Below are 22,173 nucleotides of genomic sequence, written 5' to 3'. Positions count from 1 at the left end.
TTTTATCTAAAGTTAGCAAAAGAATACCGTAAATTTAAGCAGGTTCTCCGTATAAATCAAATTCTGTTGCTTCAATTATCCTTATATTAACAAATTCACCTGTTTTTACGTAATGTTTTGATGCATCTATTAAAACTTCGTTATCAACATCCGGACTATCAAATTCTGTTCTTCCCACAAAATGAGCGCCTTCTTTTCTGTCGATAATACATTTGAAAACCTGACCTACTTTTTCCTGATTTAAATCCCATGAAATTTGCGATTGCAATTCCATAATTTCATTTGCTCTTGCTTGTTTTATATCATCCGGAACGTCGTCTTCAAGTAAATAAGCATGTGTGTTTTCTTCGTGAGAATAAGCGAAACAGCCCATTCTGTCAAATTTCATTTCCTGAACGAAATCTTTCAAAATTTCAAAATCTTCCTGAGTTTCTCCCGGATAACCAACAATTAATGTAGTTCTAATTGCCATCCCCGGAACCGCAGCGCGAAAATCTTTCAACAATTGTGTTGTTTTTGCCTGAGTTGTACCACGACGCATTGATTTCAAAATAGAATCAGAAATATGCTGCAACGGAATATCAATATAATTACAAATTTTTGGCTCGCGTTTCATTACTTCCAAAACGTCCATCGGGAAACCGGTAGGGAAGGCGTAGTGCAAACGAATCCATTCAATGCCTTCTACTTTTACCAAAGCTTCTAAAAGTTCGGCAAGATTTCTCTTTTTATAAATATCAAGACCATAATACGTTAAGTCTTGAGCAATTAAGATTAGTTCTTTTACGCCATTTTTAGCTAAACCTTCTGCTTCTTTCACTAATTTCTCAATAGTTTGAGAAACGTGTTTTCCACGCATTAACGGAATCGCACAAAAACTGCAAGGTCTGTCGCAACCTTCAGCAATTTTTAAATAAGCGTAGTTTTTCGGAGTTGTCGTTAAGCGTTCTCCTAACAATTCGTGTTTATAGTCGGCACCTAAAGCTTTCAATAGTTGAGGTAATTCTGTAGTACCAAAATATTGATCGACATTTGGGATTTCTTTTTCCAGATCCGGTCTGTAACGTTCAGATAAACATCCGGTTACAAAAACCTTGTCTACTAAACCTTTGTCTTTTTTATCAGCATATTCCAAAATCATATTTACTGATTCTGCTTTTGCATTATCGATAAATCCGCAAGTGTTAATTACAATTATGTTTCCTTCTTCGGCTGCCGGAGCTTCGTGTTGTACGTCTTTTCCATTCGCACGAAGCTGACCCATAAGCACTTCGCTGTCATACACATTCTTCGAACACCCAAGAGTGATTACGTTAATTTTGTTCTTTTTTAAAGACTTGGTTCTCATACTTTTATAAATTGGAGTGCAAAATTACACTTTTTTATTCAAACACCAGTTGTTTCGGTTTCTTTTAGATGTTTTTTATGAAGCTTCCTGAATAGTTATTGGGACTGGTTTCTGTTATATCTTTTTGTATCAGGGCTAAAAAAAATCCGCCAGGTAAAAGACCTGACGGAAATTTAGATAATCTATTTATTCTTAATTACAATTCAAATAATAAAGACAAAGAAACATTATTTAGTTTCGATGTAATATTGGCAGGATCAGTTAATCCTGTTGCAAAAAATCCCTGACTTGTTTTTCTCTCTGCATAAGAATAGGCTAAATCTAATTTTGTGCCTCCAAAATTATAACCCAAACCACCAGAGTAACTGTTTAAATCTCCAATTGTAGTTTTGTTTTTATAAGGACTTCCTTCAAAACGATATCCGCCTCTTAAACTCAATCTTTTTATTTTGTATTCAGCACCAACTCTTAATTCACCATTACTGGTCATTTGGTCGCTGATGTCGTTGTTTAATCCTCCAAAACCGCCACTATTTGGTTTAAATTTAGTGTTTCCGTAATCTTTTATAGCATAATCAATACTAATTAAACCTGATTTTCCGAAGATATAAGCTCCACTAAAAGTAAATTTTCCGGGTGTTTGTAAGGTGTAAGATTCGTAAACGTTTACATAGTCAGGATTTAATGTATATTCAACCCCTTGTCCTCCGCTTGTTTCTGTTAGTGTATATAAACTTTGATGAACTTCATCATAAAGTTCGTACCATGTATTAGATTCGTATGCTATACCAAGACGAAAAGCTTCTGTAACTTTACCAATGGCTCCGAGTTGAAAAGAGAATCCGTTTCCGTAAGTATATAATTCGTTATTAAAAGTTAAATTAGAGATAGTTGGAGCAGGAACTAATGGATTATCATTTTCTTCATAAAAACTGCTTGATCTTCTATAATCAGTAACATGTACATTTAAGTTGGCTCCAAGATAAATTCTGTCTTTATATGAGGTTGCAATGTTAAAACTTACTTTACTATTGTATCCTCGTTCAGATATTATATTATCCTGATAAAAATTGCCGCCAGCAGGAACATTTGTGCTATAAGTACTGTTTGGATTATTTTCGTCATCGGCATTTATTATAAAACCTTGATATCCTAACATTGCTTGCTGAGCAGAGAATCCTGATAAATTAGGATATTGGCTATTAGGTAAATTAGAACCTAAAAAACCGTATCTGTTAGTGATTGGCTCTTTGTCACCTATTTCAACAAATTGACCAGGCACTGGCGCTCCTCCATTACCATAATTAGCATAAGCTAAAAAATACCCATCAATAGAACGTGTTGGATTCGTTCCAGCAGAGTATGTGTTATTATTGAAATTATTGGTATTTTCATAAGAAGCTCCAATAGCTATTTTATTCCAACCACTTTTATTATTTCTATCGTTAAAAACAAAAACACCGCCAGCCTGATTCAGGATAAAAGAGTTGTCTTTGTCACTTGTTTGAGTTCCGAAGTAACTAGAATTATTTTTAATATTCTGATTGCTAAAAGTTATTGCAACCTGATTGTTCAAAAATATAGCAGATCCGGCAGGGTTTACAGAAAGAGAAGATAAATCTCCGCCAACTGCTCCAAAGGCTCCACTCATGGCTCTAAATCTGGCAGTTCCGGTTAAATTGTCCTGAGCATAACGTACAGCATCTGAAACTTCTTGTGAATGTGAGACGCTAATAGTTAGTCCCGATATAATTAGGAATAATATTTTTTTCATTTGATTTAGGTGTTAAATGATTTTGTAGATGTTAAACAGTAGAGAAATTATCTTCTTCCTCCACCGCCACCGCCAGATCTTCCACCGCCGCCGCCAGATGATCTCATGCTTCCGCCACCGCCGCCACTGCTATAAGAACGTGAAGATCCGCTGCTTGGTGATGAATAACTTCTAGATGAGTTGTTGCTGCCGCTATTGTAGCTTCTGGTAGTGTTACCTGAACCTCTGTTTGAATAATCGTAACTGCTTCTGTTAGAATTAGAATAGTTTCTATTTGTAAAAGTAGGACTTGACGTTCTGCCATTTACAGCGCTTCTTCTATAGTCAGAATAGCCGTTGCTTCTGTTGGTATAATTTCTATTAGTGGTATAGCTTCCTCTGTTCGTGTAGCTTCTATTGCTATAGCTTCTGTCAGTGTATCCTCTGTTAGTATATCCTCTTGAAGTATAATTTCTGTTATAAGCGTAGTTTCTTCCGCCATAGTAAGCTGCAGATCCTCTTCTGCCATAGTTGTAAGCGTAGTTGTTGTAACGGTATCCGTAACCTCCCCAGTATCCAGGGTAGTAACCACCTCCCCAATATCCAGGGTATCCCCAGGCATAGCCAGGGTATCCCCAGTAACCGCCGCCATAACCCCATCCGTAATATGGATATCCAAGTCCAAAACCAAATCCTATTGACCAGGTTGGATCAGAGTAATAGTTTACAGCTACTTCGGTATTAGCACTTCCCCATGCAGGGTATGCATTTGTTGTTACAGCAGTTTGTGTACTGTCATTTTCGGCGTAATTGCCATAAGAATCTACATCTGTAAAAATCTCAGTTGGCTGATTATCGTCTTGTAATGATTTGAAATAATCCTTATATTGATTGTTTGTACCTGTGGTAGTAGTTTGAGCGTATGTTCTTGATGAACCACCATATACTCCGTCATTATCACTGTATGAAGTATTTTGGTAAGAACCACACGAAGCTGCTAGAAAACTCAGTAATCCAATTAGGTAGAAATGAGCTGAGTTTTGGCGAAGAGAAATAGAAGTTTTCATATCTGTGGTGATTTTTATTGTTGCACATTACAAAAATAGTTAGTTTTGTCAAACTATTTAGTTAAATTATTAAAACAAAATTTGTGCCAAACTATTCAATATGAGTAAGAACCTCACTACAAGATCAGAAGATTATTCGAAATGGTATAATGAACTGGTTGTAAAAGCAGATTTAGCCGAAAATTCAGGGGTTAGAGGCTGTATGGTAATAAAACCATACGGATATGCGATTTGGGAAAAAATGCAGGCAGAGCTTGACAGAATGTTTAAAGAGACCGGACATCAAAATGCATATTTTCCTTTATTTGTGCCCAAAAGCATGTTTGAAGCTGAAGAAAAAAATGCTGAAGGATTCGCAAAAGAGTGCGCTATCGTAACCCATTATAGATTAAAAAATGATCCGGATAAACCCGGAAAACTAATGGTTGATCCAAATGCCAAATTAGAAGAAGAACTTATTGTTCGTCCTACAAGTGAGGCAATTATTTGGTCTACTTATAAAGGATGGGTACAGTCTTACAGAGATTTACCTTTATTAATCAATCAATGGGCAAATGTTGTTCGTTGGGAAATGCGTACACGTTTGTTTTTGAGAACTGCTGAGTTTTTATGGCAGGAAGGGCATACGGCTCATGCTACAAAAGCAGAAGCTTTGGAAGAGTCTGAAAAGATGATGAATGTTTATGCGGATTTTGCAGAAAACTTCATGGCGATTCCTGTGGTAAAAGGTATAAAAACCGAAACAGAACGTTTTGCAGGAGCAGATGAAACTTATTGTATTGAAGCTTTAATGCAGGACGGAAAAGCATTGCAGGCAGGAACATCTCACTTTTTAGGTCAGAACTTTGCAAAAGCATTTGATGTGAAATTTGCAAATGCCGAAGGAAAACAAGAGCATGTGTGGGGAACTTCCTGGGGAGTTTCTACCCGCTTGATGGGAGCTTTGGTTATGACGCATTCTGATGATCAGGGATTGGTTTTGCCTCCTAATTTAGCGCCAATACAAGTGGTGATAGTTCCAATTTATAAAACAGATGAACAATTAGCAGAAATCACAACGGCAGTGAATGAATTAACCGCCAAGTTGAAAAAGTTGAAGATTTCAGTTAAATATGATGACAGAACAACTCAAAAACCAGGATTCAAGTTTGCTGAATGGGAATTAAAAGGAGTTCCGGTTAGAATTGCTGTTGGACCAAAAGATTTAGAAAACGGAACTTTTGAAGTAGCAAGACGTGACACATTGACAAAAGAAACGGTTTCTGGTGAAGGAATTGTAAACTATATAAATGACCTGTTAGAGCAAATTCAAAATGATTTATTTAATAAAGCATTAGAATATCGTAATACGCATATTACGGAAGTAAATAGTTTTGAGGAATTTAAGGAAGTTTTGGATGGAAAAGCAGGTTTTGTATCAGCTCATTGGGACGGTACTGCTGCTACTGAAGAAAAGATAAAAGACTTGACAAAAGCGACGATTCGCTGCATCCCTTTGGATGCTGTAGAAGAGGCGGGAACCTGTGTGCTTACTGGGAATCCTTCTTCAAAAAGAGTGCTTTTTGCGAAGGCATATTAAAAAATTTTAATTTTTTTTGCGTCAGGTATTGTACATCTTAAAAATAGTTGTATTTTTGCATCCGCATTAGAGAAGCAGGCCCGTTCGTCTATCGGTTAGGACGCATGGTTTTCATCCATGTAAGAGCGGTTCGATTCCGCTACGGGCTACTATTTTCTTTTGTGAATTACGTTATTTAACTTGATGTAAAAAATGGCCCGTTCGTCTATCGGTTAGGACGCATGGTTTTCATCCATGTAAGAGCGGTTCGATTCCGCTACGGGCTACAAATTTCAGTTTATTATAAATTGAAGAAAACTTAGAAGAACTGGTCTGTTCGTCTAGGGGTTAGGACTCCAGGCTTTCGTCCTGGTAACAGGGGTTCGATTCCCTTACAGACTACTAAAATTAGTTGTGAATAAGTTTTATAAAATAAAAATTGGTGTCTCGATTTTTGTTTTATTAGTTAAAACCAAAGTGATTGTTTTGCAATTGTGGGAGGTTTTTCTTTTTTAACTAGTATCTATAATAATTATTACATCTAAAATTAAAACAAAATGGCAAATCATAAGTCAGCATTAAAAAGAATCAGAAGTAACGAAAAAAGAAGAGTTCTTAACAGATACCAACATAAAACTACTCGTAATGCTATCAAAGCGTTAAGATTAGCTACTGATAAATCTGATGCAACTTCTAAATTATCAACTGTAATCTCTATGATTGATAAATTAGCTAAAAAGAACATCATTCATGATAATAAAGCTTCTAACCTGAAGTCTAAATTAACTAAACATGTTGCTAAATTGTAATTAATTACAATTTCCTAAAAATATAAAAAGTCCTCTTTTAGAGGACTTTTTTTTGTTTGAACAAATGGGAAATTCTTCTTTTTCCTTAAAGTTCTATTTTCTTTTTTAGGTATTCTAACATTGGTTTTGTAATAGGCTTTGAAAGAAAGTCAATAATAATTGGATATTTTTTTGCCTTGGCTAAATCGTGAGGATCAATTGTAGAAGATAACACAATAACTTTTGCCGTATTAAATTCAGAATAATATGGAGAAGTAAAATGATCAAGAAATTCCCAACCGCCCATTACAGGCATATTTAAATCTAAAAAAATTAATTCCGGTTTTTTGTTTACTTTATTTTTACTATTGTTATACTTTAAAGTATTAAAATGATGTAGAGCTTCTTCGCCATTTGGAGCTGTAATGATTTCTTTGGAAAAAGAAGATTTTGAAATCACTTTTTTGCATAACATCAATGTAATTGGATCGTCATCAACACATAAAATCTGCTCAAGCATAATATTAATTTTTAAAAGTTATTGTAAAAGTAGTCCCTTTGTTAACTTCGCTTTCTATACCAATAGTACCTCCCATTGTTTCTACCTGCGATTTTACAAGATATAATCCTAATCCTTTACTGTCAGGATAGTTATGAAATCTTTGGTATAATCCAAAAACTTTGTCGCGATTTCTTTCTAAATCAATTCCAATTCCGTTGTCTTTAAAGATCAGGATTACCTGATGATCGATTTGTTCTGCAATTATGGAAATTTTGAGTTTTCTGTTTTCTGATTTGTATTTTATGGAATTGGTCAGTAAATTAAGTAAAATACTTTCAATATAAGCTTTGTTTGTGTTTAATAATGGTACTCTGTCAAACTTTAGTTTAATAATTGGTTTGTGTAATTCGATTTGAAAAGATAATTGACTAAAGACATTTTCAAATATTTCTTTTAAGGAGACTTCTTCTTTTTGCATCGAAGGATTGTCTTTAATAATGATCACTTTTACCAGATCATTGATAGTTTCATTTAGCAAATGGGTTGATTTACTAAATCCGGCAAGAATTTCTTCGAGTTCAGAATCTTCAATCGGAATATCTTCGGTAAGATTTAAAAGACCGATTAAGTTAGACAGAGGTGCGCGCAAGTTGTGCGATGTGATGTATGAAAACTGTTTTAAATCCTTATTGTTTTGTGTTAATTCACGAATAAGATGTTCTTTTTCTGTCTCTAGTTTTTTCTCATCGGTAATATCTCTTTGAATAGAAATCCAATGCGAAATTACACCTTCGTTATTGAAAATCGGAATCATAGAAAATCGAACCCAATATTCTTCTTTTTGTTTTGTGTAACTAATGGTCTCTATGAGGCATTCTTCCTCATTTTTAATAGCTCGTAAAAGTTTTTTTAATTCATCTGAATCTGAATTTGGTCCTTTGTTGAAAATATTGGTTGATTTTCCAATTATTTCGTTTGAATGATAACCTGACATTTGAGAAAATGCAGGATTTACGTAAACTATTTTTGGGATTTTACCATTTACAGAATTTGCTTCTGTAATTAAGATAGAATCTTTTGATTGTGTGATTACGGTTTCAAGAAGTTTTAATCGCTGTTCTTCTTCTTTTTGTTTCGTGATATCCTGAATTGCCCCAATCATTCTGATAGCCCTTCCGTTTTCGTCTTTTAATAAAAAACCCCGATCCAGAACATATTTATAAGTTCCGTCTGCACATCTGAAACGATATTGATCTTGCCATTTTTCGGTTTTTTGTTCGATAAATGAATATAATTTAATAGACATTCTAATACTGTCTTCGGGATGAATTTTATCAAACCACCATTTTGACGTTTTTCCAACATCTTCTTGTTTATATCCAAAAACGCTTTCGATTCCTTTATTCCAATTAATGCTGTCTTCCTGAATTTTCCAGTCCCAAATAGTGTCACTTGTTGCTTTTGCTACAATATCATATTTTTCATTCGATTCTTTAATTTCTTCATTTGTAGTTTTGAATTTTTCGAAAATTGATTTGTTTCTGTTTTCGTTTTTCGAAAGTATGTACTTGAAAATAAGACCGGTAATTAAGATGAAAATAAAGTCTTTTATGATAAAGAAATAAAAATCCTGTTTAGAAGAGATAAAGCTAGTTAGCAATTTGTCGCAGATAATAGCTACAAATAACGAAATGGTAATATAGATTAGAGTAATTTGGAGAGTTTTACTTTTCATTACTCAAATATAATTAAATTAACTATAATTAAACAATAACAAAAGTTGATTTTACACTTAAATAATGCAGTTTTTTGTTAACTAATTAGTTGTCTATACGCAAACTATCGCAGAAACGTTTTTTATATGAAAATAAAGTGTACCTTTGCACCCATTAAAAATCACAGATGGAATCTATTAGAAATATTGCAATTATTGCCCACGTCGATCACGGTAAAACCACTTTGGTTGATAAAATTATGTATCACTGTCAATTATTTCGTGACAACGAAAATACAGGTGATTTAATTCTTGATAATAACGATTTAGAGCGTGAAAGAGGTATTACTATTACTTCTAAAAACGTTTCTGTTCAATACAAAGGAACAAAAATCAATATTATTGACACTCCAGGCCACGCGGATTTTGGAGGTGAAGTAGAACGTGTATTGAACATGGCCGATGGTGTATGTTTATTAGTGGATGCTTTTGAAGGCCCAATGCCACAAACTCGTTTTGTATTACAAAAAGCTATTGACTTAGGTCTTAAACCATGCGTAGTTATCAATAAAGTTGATAAAGAAAACTGTACTCCTGAAGAAGTTCATGAAAAAGTTTTTGACTTAATGTTTGAATTAGGTGCTTCTGAAGAGCAATTAGATTTTCCAACTGTTTACGGTTCTGCTAAAAACAACTGGATGTCTGACGATTGGAAAAACCAAACTGACAACATCGAGCCTTTATTAGACATGGTAATCAAAAATGTACCGGCTCCTAAAGTATCAGAAGGAACACCACAAATGTTGATTACATCTTTAGATTTCTCTGCATTTACAGGTCGTATCGCTATTGGTCGTCTTGAAAGAGGTGTGTTGAATGAAGGAATGCCAATTTCTTTGGTAAAAAGAGATGGTAAAGTTATAAAATCACGTATTAAAGAATTACATACTTTTGAAGGTTTAGGCCGTAAAAAAGTACAACAAGTAATTGCTGGTGATATTTGTGCTATTATTGGAATTGAAGGTTTTGAAATTGGTGATACAATCGCCGATTCTGAAAATCCTGAAGCTTTACAAACTATCGCAATTGATGAGCCAACAATGAGTATGTTGTTTACAATTAACGATTCACCTTTCTTTGGTAAAGAAGGTAAATTTGTAACTTCTCGTCATATTAGAGAAAGATTGACAAAAGAATTAGAGAAAAACTTAGCTATGAAGTTAGGTGAAACTGATTCTGCTGATAAATTCATGGTTTTTGGTCGTGGAGTACTTCACTTATCTGTTCTTATTGAAACAATGAGAAGAGAAGGGTATGAGTTACAAATTGGTCAGCCACAAGTTATCATCAAAGAAATTGATGGTAAAAAATGTGAGCCAATTGAGGAATTAACTATTGACTTACCAGAAAATCTTTCAGGTAGAGCAGTTGAATTCGTTACAATGCGTAAAGGAGAAATGCTTTCTATGGAAACTAAAGGGGAACGTATGATTGTAAAATTTAATATTCCATCACGTGGAATTATTGGATTACGTAACCAATTATTAACTGCAACAGCTGGTGAAGCTATTATGGCTCACCGTTTTATTGGATATGAGCCTTACAAAGGAGAAATTTCAGGACGTAACAAAGGTTCTTTGATTTCTATGGAAAAAGGAAAAGCTATTCCTTATTCTATCGATAAATTACAAGATCGTGGTAAGTTTTTTGTTGAACCAAATGCTGAAATCTACGAAGGTCAGGTAATTGGAGAAAACTCTCGTGCTGATGATATGTGTGTAAACGTAACTAAAGAGAAAAAACAATCTAACGTTCGTTCTTCTGGAAATGATGAAAAAGCAAGAATCATTCCACCAATTATTTTCTCTCTTGAAGAAGCTTTAGAGTATATTCAAAAAGATGAATATGTAGAGGTTACACCAAAATCTATTCGTTTGAGAAAAATCTATTTGACAGAAACTGATAGAAAAAGATTTAAATTCTAAGAATTTAATTTTCAATATAAAAATCCCAAATTCCAATTATAAGGAGTTTGGGATTTTTTTTGTTATCAGTAATATCGGAATTTGTAATTTTTGAGATTTGGAATTTCCAGCCTTTTATCTTTTTAAACTAAAATGACCTTTTACTATTTTGCCATCAATAAAAGTTAAGTTAAACCAATAATCGTCAGATGGTAATTGCTGACCGTTGAAAATACCGTTCCAGCCACTATTGTTTTGATTCATTTGTTTAAGAAGTTTACCGTAACGATCAAAAATATAAAGAGTATAATCAGGAAGCTGGTCTAAATTTTTAATGAACCATACATCATTATAACCATCTCCATTTGGAGTAAAAAATCTAGGATAATCCAAAACATATACCACATAAGAGTTTGATAATCCGCAGCCATTTTTGTCTCTGGCAATAGCATTATAAATTCCCGGCGTTACATTGGTAAATAAGGGCTGATCCTGAAAAATAATTCCATCCAATGAAAATTCGTAATTTCCAACTCCTGTATATTCTAATGAAACTGAATTTTCATTTGCAGAAAAATCTTTTATACTTGCTCCCGTGATTACAGCTGGTTCTGATAAAATTACTTTGAATTTTTTCGTTTTCTCGCAATCGTTGGCATCTTTAACGATAACCGAATAATCTGATGCAGTAATAACAATTATATGGTTTGCATTGCTTCCCGTATTCCACACATAGCTGGCGAAACCAGGATCTACTGCTAAATCGATTTGACCGCCTTTACATAAATATTTAGTCTCATCTTCAAAATTTGGCGGATCAAAAGTATTTACAACAAGTGTTACAGGAGTAATAGCATAACAATCAGGTCCATTTACAACTTTTGCATAAATAGTTTGAGTAAAAGCAACTGTATTTTTAAAGACATTAAGTGCCTGATTTGTTCCTGTTACTGCATCAGCAGCATTTAAATAATACTGTATAATTGATCCTGCTGGTAATCCCAAAATAATTTGAGGCGTAACTTGTTCATCCAGATTAAATTGATAAAAACCATCCTGAATTTCATCTCTGTCACAAGTTGCTACCGGATTTTGATTTGGGATAACATTATTCGAAATTTGTAATGTTACCTGCGCAATTTTATAGCATCCGTATTTGTTTTCCAGTCTTGCAAAAACAATTTGACCGGAGGATTTATTGGTATATTTTTCCGGAGTTAAAATTGGATTTATTTTCGATTCCGCATCAACTAATGATTCATAAAATCCTTTGTTTAGAATTTCCGAATCATTATTTTTTACAATATTATTTACTTTAGTTAAATCGAATACAGAGATTCCGTCTGTATTATCATCGCATTGTATTAAAGCAGTATTTGTAGCTAAAACTTCGGGAGCAAATTCAATTTTAATTTCACCTTTTAAAACACAAACAGAAGGCGTTAGCGTTACTTCTACCTTATAAGTTCCAGATTCGGTTGGAGAATAGGAAGGCGTATTCGCACCGCTAATTATAAGCCCGTCTTTATACCATTTATAGGAATATGTGGGGGCTAAATTTGTATTTAATGTCATTTTATCTCCATAACAAACAGGATTTCCGTCTGAAACTGTTCTGTCAGTTCCAAAATCAATTTTTGAAGAGAAACTTCCGGCTTCTAAAAATACAGCCGAATCGTAATATCTATTTTTATCATCGGCAATAACAAGTTTTATATGGTATTTTTTTCCTGCAATTACATTCGTTTGTGCATTCATGACAATAGTTTGTCCGGCGTAATTTACCGGGCTCGAGATATCATTTAAACCATTAAAATAGTTTTCATTTATAGCAGGGCAGCCTTCATATACTTTGCCGTCGGTATCAATAAACGTTTCAATTTTAGGATGAACTTTTGTAGAAGAAACAGGAGTCGTTGTATTGGGTAAAACCGCTAAATTTTTATAAGGATCACTTGTGCCGGCTTCTTTAATTAAAAATGCAAAACCATCTGAAAAAACACAGGGAAAATAGAACTGATATTCATTAGATGCAAAAATATAATTGAAACTTAAAAAGTTAGTTAAAGGCACAAAATCAAATTCTAGCGAAGTAGCATTTATAGAATTAATACCCAACATTTGATCTAAATCTGCGTCTCCAAGCCAGTTTGGACTTCCGTCGCCCAGATCACTTATATAAGGACCAATTGCATTTTTACTTTTAGAAGTCGTTAAAACAACACCTTCAGGAAAAGGAAAACCGGTTGAGTTCGCGTTAAAATAGGCATAACTATTTTGACCCGGACTAAAAGTATCTCCTTTTTCTGAGGTATTAGAAACAGAAACGCAAGAACTGTTTACTAAAATATTTTCAATAAGCTGCTGTGGTGTTTTTTGGTCATCAACCTTTATAAATTGGGCATTTACCTTTGCAGATATACAACCGAGGAATAAAAATAACAAAAAACTTTTTAAATAATTCATAGCAGCAAATATACTATAAATCTCTATTTTTTAATATTCTGTAAGAAAAATAAACAAATAAAAATGTCCATATTAAAACAATAAAAATCGAAAAATAATGTACATGATAATCCTTTGTATTTTCAATACCAATTTGGTTTCCAATAGTTTTTATTACCGATAATCTTGTGAAAGGTTCAATAATTAAATTAGACATAGCTTCTAATGGCAAAAATTGCGTGATATAATCTGCTTTATTGCTGTTTGGGAAAACCTGAAAGATCAGAAGACCTTTAATAATGCCTTCTAAAATACTCCAAACCAAAAGAAAACCTAAAGCAAAAGCAGACCTTTTTACAAAAATCCCTAAAAATAAACAGAACGAAAAGAAACCCATTAGCTTTACAAAAAACGCCAAAAGATAATCCAAATCCATAAAAACAACGTCAAGTTCTGTATAAGATGAAAAGCTAAATCCTAAAATTAAACTCATTACAAAAACAAAAACTGTCGAGCATAATGCAAAAACGACAACAGTTAGAAATTTTGACAGAATAAATTCCTTTTTGCTTAAACCGTCAATTAAATTCTGTTTTAAAGTTCCATAACTATATTCATTTGCCATCATAGAAACGATTACAATTGCTAAAAAGAGTTTTAGCCACGCAGCAATATACGTGTTAAAATGCCAGATAAAAGGAAAATTGAAAATTCCCATTTCGGCAACGTGAATTTTAACAACGCCAAAATCAAATTTTATAGAGGCAATTAAGGCAATAAAAGAAAGTAAAATAAAATAGGTTAAAGTAAGGACACGACTGGCCTTGTTTTTCCAGATTTTTTGTAATTCTATAGATATAAGTCGGTTCATGGTTTAGTTGGTTTTGGCAGTTGCGTTTTTGGTTAATTCTAAAAATTGTGCTTCTAAACTATTTTTACGTTTTACTAAATGACTCAACGTAATGTTTTTAGAAAATAAATACTGATTTAATTCTGAAGCCGAGAAATCTGATTTTAAATACACCAATAATTTCCCTTCTTCCTCAGTAATTCTATCAACGGCAGCATGATCTTTTAAGGCAAATTTTAAAGCAATATTGTCATCAGCCATAATTTCAAAGAAACCTTCATTTGCAGACATTCCATCAACAGAACCTGAGTATAAAATTTCTCCTTTTCGTAAAACAATAACATGCGAACACACTTTTTCAACTTCATCCAATAAATGCGAAGCCAGTAAAATGGTCGTTCCCTGCGAAGCAATTGTCTTAATAATATCCCGAATCTGGTGAATTCCTTGTGGGTCTAAACCGTTTGTTGGCTCATCTAAAATTAAAATTTCAGGATCATTTAAAAGCGCCGAAGCAATTGCCAAACGCTGTTTCATTCCTAAAGAAAACGTACTGAATTTACTGTCTTTTCGTTCCGATAAACCTACTAAATCCAATTTTTCAATGATTTTAGAATAGTCAATACTTTTTATTTTGCAGACTAATTTCAGGTTTTCTTCGGCAGTCATGTACGGGTAAAAATTTGGTCTTTCTATAATAGCGCCAACTTTTTTGAGAGCTTCGTGCGTTTGAATTTTTCCGTCGAACCAGCGATATTCGCCGGATGTTTTGTTAACAACATTCAGCACAATTCCTAAAGTGGTTGATTTTCCGCTTCCGTTAGGACCCAAAATGCCATAAACACGGCCTTTTTGTATTTCAAAAGACACATTTTTTAAGGCTTGAATACGCCCGTATCGTTTGTTAAGATTTTCAATAGTAAGAATGGTTTCCAAATTTATTTCGGTTTTAGTTTTTTAGTATGACGATCCAACTTGTATATTGTTACGCTAAATTTATTTATATCATGCTATTCATGTAAATTTGTAATAAAGATATTCAAAATGAGCGAACCTTTAATGGTTTTAAAAAAACCATCTTATCCTTTAACGCAATCACTTTTAAGTTATTTAGAACGATACGAACGAATCTCAAAAGTATCGGTGTTCTATGATGATTTATTGCGCTTTGCAGGTTCTGTAAATGTCTACGATAAAAATGAAACCGATACCTTATGGATTCGGGTATATTACAGCGAATTTGAAAGAAATGAAATAGACCTCAATCTGAAAAAAATCTATTCCCTTTTGCATTCTGACGGAAACAGCGAGATTATTCAGTTTTTAAATATTGATGCGATCGACTATTGTACTTTTGGAAATTCGAAACCATTCCGGATAAAAGTAAGAAACATTCTCAATGATAATTATGTTCATTTTTATATTAAAAAAGCAGATGCTTCAAGAATATACGGATTAGAATTAGAAGATATTCTTTCGCCGGATAAAATCAACTTTCTGGTTTATAAAGACACTTTAATTGAAGAACATATTATTGGAATTCCGGGCGATGTTTTTATGGATACTTTATTGGATAATTGTACAGAAATGGAGAAATCGCAAATTGCAAAAGAATTTGTAAAGTTTAATGAACGCTGTATGATCAGGCTTTTAGGCGATATGCGAGCTTATAATTATGTAATTGTGCCCATTCACGATTTTGATCAGGTAGTTTATAAAATTCGTCCCATTGACTTTGATCAGCAATGTTATGAGGGAAATTTTAAAGTATATCGTCCGCAGTTTTTTAAGGAAAACTATCCGATGATAAGACTCATTAAAGACAAATTAGAAGAGCGCTCCATCATTCAGTATAAAGATGAAGAAAGAGCGATTTTGGCAAAACGTATTCACTCTGCCGAAAACAGAATTAAAAAGTTATTGAATATCATGTGTCACGATACGATTTCTACAGATGAACATTTGAGTCAGCTAAAAATGGAATTATACCGTTATACTAATGATATGAAATTTAAAAATGCAAAATCGATGGGACACATTATGTTTGCAGCTTTTGAGTTTATCACCCGTAACTTTAAAAATACGAATTTAATCTAGTTTTTAGCCACAGATTGCAAAGATTAAAAAGATTTTTTTTAAGAATTCAACTTTGATATAATCATTGGAATCATTTAATCTGTTACTAAAAAAATAAAAAAATAATCTTATGAAAAAGTTTTTTTTACTTGGAATTTCAATTGGTTTATTAGCCTGTCAGCAGCAATCAAATAGTGATTTTAAAACACTTTATTCACTTCCCAAAAAATTAAAAGAAGTTTCAGGAATTACTTATTTCCCAAAAAACAATTTGATTTATACCTTAGAAGACAGCGGAAATGCAAATAAAATCTACGCCATAAATTCTGACGGAAAATTAGATAAAACAATCATCATTACAAATGCAACAAATGTAGATTGGGAAGATATTACAAAAGATAAAAACGATAATATTTATATTGGTGATTTTGGAAATAATGACAACGAACGTAAAGATTTATGTATTTACAAAGTAGCCAAAAATGAACTCAATAAAGAAATGGCTGTCGCCGAATATAAAGTTTCATTTTCCTATCCGGAACAGACAGAATTTCCTCCAAAGAAAAAAGAAATGTTTTATGATGTAGAAGGTTTTTTTGAATATCAAAACTACTTTTATCTCTTTACAAAAAACCGAAGCAAAAACTTTGACGGAACCGCTTTTATCTACAAGATATTAAATGCACCCGGAACTCAAAAAGCAACAAAAATAGGAGAGTTTAAAACCTGTGCTAATTACAACCATTGCGTTTTAACCAGCGCAACAATAAGCCCAGACGGAAAAAAAGTTGTGGTTTTAAGTCATGATAAAATCGTTTTGTTTACAGACTTTAAAGGAGATTTATTTCACAAAGGAACCCAGACAGAAATAAAACTAAATCACTTTTCACAAAAAGAAGCCATCGTTTTTAAAGACAACAACACCTTACTAATCGCCGACGAAAAAACAAACAAAATAGGAGGGAATGTTTATGAGTTTAAGTTAAAATAGTTACTGAGTTGCTAAGATTTTAAAAAAAAAGCTAGCCAAGAATTCACGAATTTCTATTACAAATAATTCGTGAATTCGTGGCAAAAAACCTTTGTAACTCTAAGCCTTTGCCGCTTTGAACCTAAGAAAAAAAACTTTGAACCTTAGACTAAAAGCTATACGCCGCTCCAAAAATAACTCTACCTACTTCATCAGGAGATTTAAAATAAGAAATTCGGGCAGTAAGCACATTAATAGCGTTTAACCAAAGTCCGCCGCCATAATCCTGATGCCATTTTTTAGAATCTTCGCCGTCAAGCCAAACCCTTCCATAATCAAAACCTCCCAGAATTCCGTACGTTAATGGCGCGATTGTTTTTTGAATTTTACCAATAGTAAAACGTAAATCACTACTTTGAGAAAAATAAGAACTTCCTAAAAAGCGCTCGTTTCTATACCCTCTTAAATCAGTATCTCCGCCCAAAGACGCACCGTGATAAAAATCATAATTATTATTTAAAACAGCTTTTCCTTTTAAAAGAGTCGCTAAAACTAATTTTCCGTTATGATCGATTTTATGAGTAAAACCTAAAAGACTTTCAAGAGTTGGAAAGTTTTGTTTGCTTTCATCTAAATTAGTCAGCCATGTTGCCGAAAACATAAATGCAACTCCCAAAGTAGGTTTTGCTGCAAAATCAGAATTTTTAAAAAGATATTTCATTTTTAAACCACCATAATTCTGACTGTCAAAAACATTCGGATTTACAATATTTGGCGTGTCAATAAATCTGTCTTCCGTTTCTTCAACCGTCATTCTTTGAAAAATTGGCTGCATACTAAATTCACTTCCATAACGCCCAACGTGTCTTATAGCGCCCGAAACATTAAATTTGCGAATACGAACACGATTATAATCCATTCCCACCTCTTTATCATCATACGTCGTTTCATTTCCGTATCCAAAATAATTCATGGCAAAATTTGGAGTCGTATAAAGCGATTCTACATCAATAACCCATTTACCCAATAATCCCGGAAAGTGAGCTACATAATTAAATTCTAAACCGCCCGTAGCAAAATAGTAAAAAGCATTTATAACGTGCCTTTGCGTATACGGATTCTGTTTAAAATTGTTAACCGTATAATTAAGATTAATACCCACTTTTACGCCATCATCAGGATTAAAACCAATATTTGGAAGTCCTGAAATAACATTATATTTTGGTTTTTCGTAATTGTATAAGTTTACATCATAATCATCTGTAAGCTGTGTTTTGGTTTTCGTCCCGAGACCTTGGGAGAAATTATAAGTATTGTTTTTTGATTTAAAATCGTAAACAATCACTTTTTTTCCGTTTTCAATATTGTAAGTGTCATTGTTTTGTCCGCCAATTAAACGAATTTTTATGTTCGATTTCTTATCGCCAACAACCTCAAAGACATCCGTATCGTCTAAACCATAAATCCAAAGATTTTTAGTTTTTGCATCATTTACCGTTTTTGTATAAACCAGTTCATCGCCTTCTTTTTTAATTCGGTACACCTGAATTTCAATGCTTTTTTTGGCATTATGGTTTATAACAAATTTGTCTTTTTTATCAGTTCCCGCAATCATTACCGTTTTAGCCAGAACATCTGAATATTCTGCAGCATATTTTTGCAACTCTTTTTTCCTGTTTTTCAGCTTGCGTTTAATATCCTCAACAGTTCCATCCTGAACTTCTTTCGGCATATTTTTAAAAGCATTATCAATATCACTGTCTGATAAATTTTCCTGAATAAACTTAGCCTGTTCAAGCCAGTCCTTCTCTTCAGAAGTTTTTAAGAAAGCCAAATCCATAGGATAAGGTTCTCTGGAAAGCCATTTTACATTATCAATTTTGTTCTTGAAAGTACGCATGTGGCGAAGTGCCGGAATATTCATTAATATCGAAAGTAACGTTCCGTCGTATTTTGCAAATGCCTGATCGCGATCGCGCGGAATAGGTTTGTAGATAACTTTATCCCCTTTTTTGTATTCTCCCCAACGCCATTGATCGCTGTGTCTGTCCCAATCACCAATTAACATATCAAATAAACGCGCCTTCATATATTCTTTTTCATCAACAGAATATTTTTCATCTTTATGAAGATTCGCCATCATATCTTCTGTACTGATAATATTGGTTGGATTACCAAAATTTTTACCATCCAGATGATTATCCGCAGGTCTTTCTTCGACCATATATAATTCATCTCCAAAATTCGAATTGAATTCTTTTAAACCTTCTTGTTTCGGAATATAATATAAAACAGGATTTGTGTGAGAAATACCTAACTGATATGCCATACTGCCAATTGCAAAAGGGGCGTAAGGATGAGCAGTCGTATAAAAATCTAAAAGAAAATTTTCAGTATATGTGTCATCGAATTCATTTACAATATATTGATCTTTAAACGCAACCGACTGTAAAAATGCAGTAGCACTTTTTTTCATGGCACGCATTACATATTCTCTTCCCTTGGGATCAGACATTCTTAACGATACAGATTGATGCCCGCCGCCTTCGCGAATAGGTTTTAAACCGCCCATTAAAGTATCAATCGTTGCCGTTCTGGCTTCGATTGGCAAACTGTAGTATTTACGGTAATGCTGACCAAATAAAAACTTGTGAAACAAACTTTTATCCGTCATCTTTTTAGAATAAATAGATGTTGTAATAGTTGCAGGAAATTTATTTGAAACATCTGCTGCCCAGTTAATTTCTTTAGCTTTTATAATCTCACGTTCAAAAAGTAATTTTTCCTTTTGATTTTCATTTCCAAAGTAAGCCACTTTTGCATCACCGCTTTTAAATAAAGTCAGCGTTGCATAACCATTTCCTCCGTACGAAAAATCATTTTCATTAATTGCCCTTGCTGCCTCAGATTTAGAACCGGCGCCGCTAATAATTTGTTTGATGTTTTCCTTATTAATATATTGAAGATTATGATCGTGCCCTGAAACTACAATTACATTTTTTTGACCTTGCAATAACGTTTTAATTCGCTTTGCATAAATAGTATATTGTTTATTTTGAATGTCCTGCGGACTTGCGCCGGACGTCTTTCGCAGCAAATTAATAAAAGAACCAATTACCGGAAGCGGAATTTTGTTCTCTAAAGGAAATAATTGTTTCTCTAACGAAAACTGACCTCCGTGCGTTCCGTTGCTTAGCAAAGGATGATGAATCGCAATAACCACTGTTTTTTCCTGATTTTTATTCAGAATGTTTTCTAATTCATCAAAAAAATCTTCTCTGGTTTTAATGTCGCAATTATCGTTTATTGTTGGATGATTATCCCAATCTTCCAGAAACCATTCACTGTCAATCGTAACCAAAGTGGAAGTACTATCAATTTTTACATCTTCGATAGGACAGCTTTTTCTTGGAAGAAATGCTTTTTTATCGTTTAAATATTTAGTTACAAAATCAGCCTGAAGTTCCAGACCTTTGATACCGCTATACCAATCATGATTTCCGGGAATAAATATTGTTTTTCCTTTAAATCCCTTCGTTAATTTTAACTGATTATTCAGTTTTGTTTCTGCCAAAGCCTTTTCAGAATCGTTGTTGCCGTCAGGAAAACCTTTTGGGTAAATATTATCTCCCAAAAAAACTAAAGTCGATTTTTTATTCGCCCTTTTTAATTTCTGATGCAATAATTCCAATGTCTGTTGTGCCTGTTCTTCATCAGCATTTCCTGCATCTCCAACTAAAAATAAAGTATGTGCAATTTTTATAGTATCTGTTGCGTTATCCGTTTCGTTAGCGCTCACATTTTTACCGTATTGTGCCTTGTGTGTGGCACACGAATACAGTAAAAATGATATAGTGATTACTAAAGAATAATTTTTAATCTTAGTAATAAAATGATTATCCAAAAACAATTTCATAATTTAGTGGTATATAAAAATATTCGCCATGAATCTAATAGAACAATCTGAAGATTTCGTCAGTAATTTACTCAAAGATAAACTTTCTAATTTATATTCTTATCATAATTTTAACCATACTTTAACTGTTGTAAATGCAGTAAAAGAGCTGTGCAAAAAAGAAGATGTTGGAGGAGATGAAAAAGAAATGCTTTTGGTTGCCGCCTGGTTTCATGACACAGGTTATATAATAGGTTATGAAAAGCATGAAGAAGAAAGTGTAAGAATTGCAACTAAATTTTTGAAAGAAAAAGATCAGTCTGATGCATTTATTGCAAAAGTATCCTCTTTAATTTTGGCAACCGTAAAAGAATACGTACCGAAAACCCATTTAGAAAAAATTATAAAAGATGCCGATTTTGCGCATCTAATGGGAAATCAATATGAAACAACCTGCGAATTATTGCGTCTTGAATTGAAAAACGCTTATAATGTTTCTTTTTCTAATGCAGAATGGGCAAAGGAAAATTTGAGTTTTCTTTTAAATAAACATCGCTTTTATACAGATTATGCCTTAAAAAAATGGCAGCCTTTAAAAGAAAAAAACTTACTTTTGGTTCAAAAGAAAATCGAAAAACAAGAAAAAAAAGCAGCTGATAAATTGGAAGACGAGAATAAAAAGAAAGACAAAATTGAAAAACCGGATCGTGGTGTCGATACATTATTTCGCGTTACATTAGGAAATCACACGCGTTTAAGCGGCATTGCAGATAGTAAAGCCAATATCTTATTATCTGTAAACGCTATTATTATTTCGATTGCACTATCATCGATAATTCCAAAATTAGACAGTCCAAAAAATGCACACCTGGTAATTCCAACATTCATCATGTTAATGTCCAGCGTAACGACAATTATTTTTGCCATACTTTCGACACGACCAAAAGTAACAACCGGTACTTTTACCCGAGAAGATATAGAGAATAAAAAAATCAACTTATTGTTTTTTGGAAATTTCTATAAAATGCCTTTAGAAGAATATGACTGGGCAATGAACGAAATGATGAAAGATCGTGATTATTTGTACTCAACCATGATCAAAGATTTATATTACCTTGGCTTGGTTTTACAGCGTAAATACAATTTACTGCGAATTGCCTACAACCTTTTTATGGCCGGAATTATCGTGACGGTTATTGCGTTTGTAATTGCTTTTAAATCGATTTGATATTCCTGATTTAAA

General features: G+C 33.2%; 15 protein-coding genes and 3 tRNA genes. 9 read left to right on the top strand and 9 right to left on the bottom strand.

Annotated elements, in window-relative coordinates:
* Positions 1-34 precede the first annotated feature (34 nt).
* From rimO to OLM54_RS10870, 3 genes are all read right to left on the bottom strand, one after another.
* The gene (gene rimO, locus OLM54_RS10880; RefSeq protein ID WP_264534668.1) at positions 35-1,348 is read right to left on the bottom strand and encodes a 30S ribosomal protein S12 methylthiotransferase RimO; all 1,314 of its coding nucleotides are present in this window, start codon (positions 1,346-1,348) and stop codon (positions 35-37) included.
* A 196-nt stretch (positions 1,349-1,544) separates the two neighbouring features.
* Positions 1,545-3,122 (bottom strand): OmpP1/FadL family transporter, encoded by a 1,578-nt coding sequence (locus tag OLM54_RS10875; protein WP_264534667.1) that lies wholly within the window; start codon positions 3,120-3,122, stop codon positions 1,545-1,547.
* 47 nt (positions 3,123-3,169) lie between these two features.
* Entirely contained in the window at positions 3,170-4,168 is a 999-nt protein-coding gene (locus OLM54_RS10870) for a hypothetical protein (protein ID WP_264534666.1), read from the bottom strand.
* A 100-nt stretch (positions 4,169-4,268) separates the two neighbouring features.
* On the opposite strand from OLM54_RS10870, the gene proS reads away from it, so the two are divergent.
* The 5 genes from proS to rpsT all read left to right on the top strand — a co-directional run bounded on the left by proS (position 4,269) and on the right by rpsT (position 6,535).
* A complete protein-coding gene (gene proS / locus OLM54_RS10865; protein ID WP_264534665.1) occupies positions 4,269-5,747 on the top strand; it encodes a proline--tRNA ligase in 1,479 nt (492 codons plus the stop codon).
* Between the two features lie 77 nt (positions 5,748-5,824).
* Positions 5,825-5,896: transfer RNA gene (locus OLM54_RS10860), tRNA-Glu, on the top strand.
* 45 nt (positions 5,897-5,941) lie between these two features.
* Positions 5,942-6,013 (top strand) — tRNA-Glu (locus tag OLM54_RS10855).
* Positions 6,014-6,056: 43 nt separating this feature from the next.
* Positions 6,057-6,128: transfer RNA gene (locus tag OLM54_RS10850), tRNA-Glu, on the top strand.
* A 155-nt stretch (positions 6,129-6,283) separates the two neighbouring features.
* Positions 6,284-6,535 carry a 30S ribosomal protein S20 gene (rpsT, locus tag OLM54_RS10845; RefSeq protein WP_160375900.1) on the top strand — a complete coding sequence of 84 codons (252 nt, stop codon included), beginning with the start codon at positions 6,284-6,286 and terminating at the stop codon, positions 6,533-6,535.
* 85 nt (positions 6,536-6,620) lie between these two features.
* Here rpsT and OLM54_RS10840 read toward each other — a convergent pair whose 3' ends face one another.
* A complete protein-coding gene (locus tag OLM54_RS10840; protein WP_264534664.1) occupies positions 6,621-7,034 on the bottom strand; it encodes a response regulator in 414 nt (137 codons plus the stop codon).
* Positions 7,035-7,038: 4 nt separating this feature from the next.
* On the bottom strand, positions 7,039-8,751 hold the full coding sequence (locus OLM54_RS10835; protein WP_264534663.1) for a PAS domain-containing sensor histidine kinase: 1,713 nt from the start codon (positions 8,749-8,751) through the stop codon (positions 7,039-7,041).
* A 167-nt stretch (positions 8,752-8,918) separates the two neighbouring features.
* On the opposite strand from OLM54_RS10835, the gene typA reads away from it, so the two are divergent.
* Positions 8,919-10,715 carry a translational GTPase TypA gene (gene typA, locus OLM54_RS10830; protein ID WP_264534662.1) on the top strand — a complete coding sequence of 599 codons (1,797 nt, stop codon included), beginning with the start codon at positions 8,919-8,921 and terminating at the stop codon, positions 10,713-10,715.
* A gap of 114 nt (positions 10,716-10,829) precedes the next feature.
* On the opposite strand, the gene OLM54_RS10825 is transcribed toward typA, so the two are convergent.
* From OLM54_RS10825 to OLM54_RS10815, 3 genes are read right to left on the bottom strand one after another with little or no spacing between them, the layout of a single operon-like run.
* Entirely contained in the window at positions 10,830-13,160 is a 2,331-nt protein-coding gene (locus OLM54_RS10825) for a choice-of-anchor L domain-containing protein (protein ID WP_264534661.1), read from the bottom strand.
* Between the two features lie 13 nt (positions 13,161-13,173).
* Positions 13,174-14,010, bottom strand: a complete 837-nt coding sequence (locus OLM54_RS10820; protein ID WP_264534660.1) for an ABC transporter permease — start codon at positions 14,008-14,010, stop codon at positions 13,174-13,176.
* A gap of 3 nt (positions 14,011-14,013) precedes the next feature.
* Positions 14,014-14,925 carry an ABC transporter ATP-binding protein gene (locus OLM54_RS10815; RefSeq protein ID WP_264534659.1) on the bottom strand — a complete coding sequence of 304 codons (912 nt, stop codon included), beginning with the start codon at positions 14,923-14,925 and terminating at the stop codon, positions 14,014-14,016.
* A 108-nt stretch (positions 14,926-15,033) separates the two neighbouring features.
* Here OLM54_RS10815 and OLM54_RS10810 point away from each other — a divergent pair, with 108 nt between their 5' ends.
* Both OLM54_RS10810 and OLM54_RS10805 read left to right on the top strand, forming a co-directional pair.
* Positions 15,034-16,086 carry a hypothetical protein gene (locus OLM54_RS10810; protein WP_264534658.1) on the top strand — a complete coding sequence of 351 codons (1,053 nt, stop codon included), beginning with the start codon at positions 15,034-15,036 and terminating at the stop codon, positions 16,084-16,086.
* Positions 16,087-16,195: 109 nt separating this feature from the next.
* Positions 16,196-17,056 carry a hypothetical protein gene (locus OLM54_RS10805; RefSeq protein WP_264534657.1) on the top strand — a complete coding sequence of 287 codons (861 nt, stop codon included), beginning with the start codon at positions 16,196-16,198 and terminating at the stop codon, positions 17,054-17,056.
* Between the two features lie 148 nt (positions 17,057-17,204).
* On the opposite strand, the gene OLM54_RS10800 is transcribed toward OLM54_RS10805, so the two are convergent.
* Complete coding sequence (locus OLM54_RS10800; RefSeq protein WP_264534656.1) at positions 17,205-20,951, bottom strand: metallophosphoesterase; 3,747 nt, start codon at positions 20,949-20,951, stop codon at positions 17,205-17,207.
* 28 nt (positions 20,952-20,979) lie between these two features.
* Between OLM54_RS10800 and OLM54_RS10795 the strand changes: the two genes are divergently transcribed.
* Complete coding sequence (locus tag OLM54_RS10795) at positions 20,980-22,158, top strand: Pycsar system effector family protein (RefSeq protein ID WP_264534655.1); 1,179 nt, start codon at positions 20,980-20,982, stop codon at positions 22,156-22,158.
* Positions 22,159-22,173 lie beyond the last annotated feature (15 nt).

The sequence above is a fragment of the Flavobacterium sp. N1736 genome (assembly GCF_025947065.1).
Classification (GTDB): Bacteria; Bacteroidota; Bacteroidia; order Flavobacteriales; family Flavobacteriaceae; genus Flavobacterium.
The sequence above is the reverse complement of the archived record's forward strand: the minus strand, read 5'-3'. Positions and strand labels throughout refer to the sequence as shown.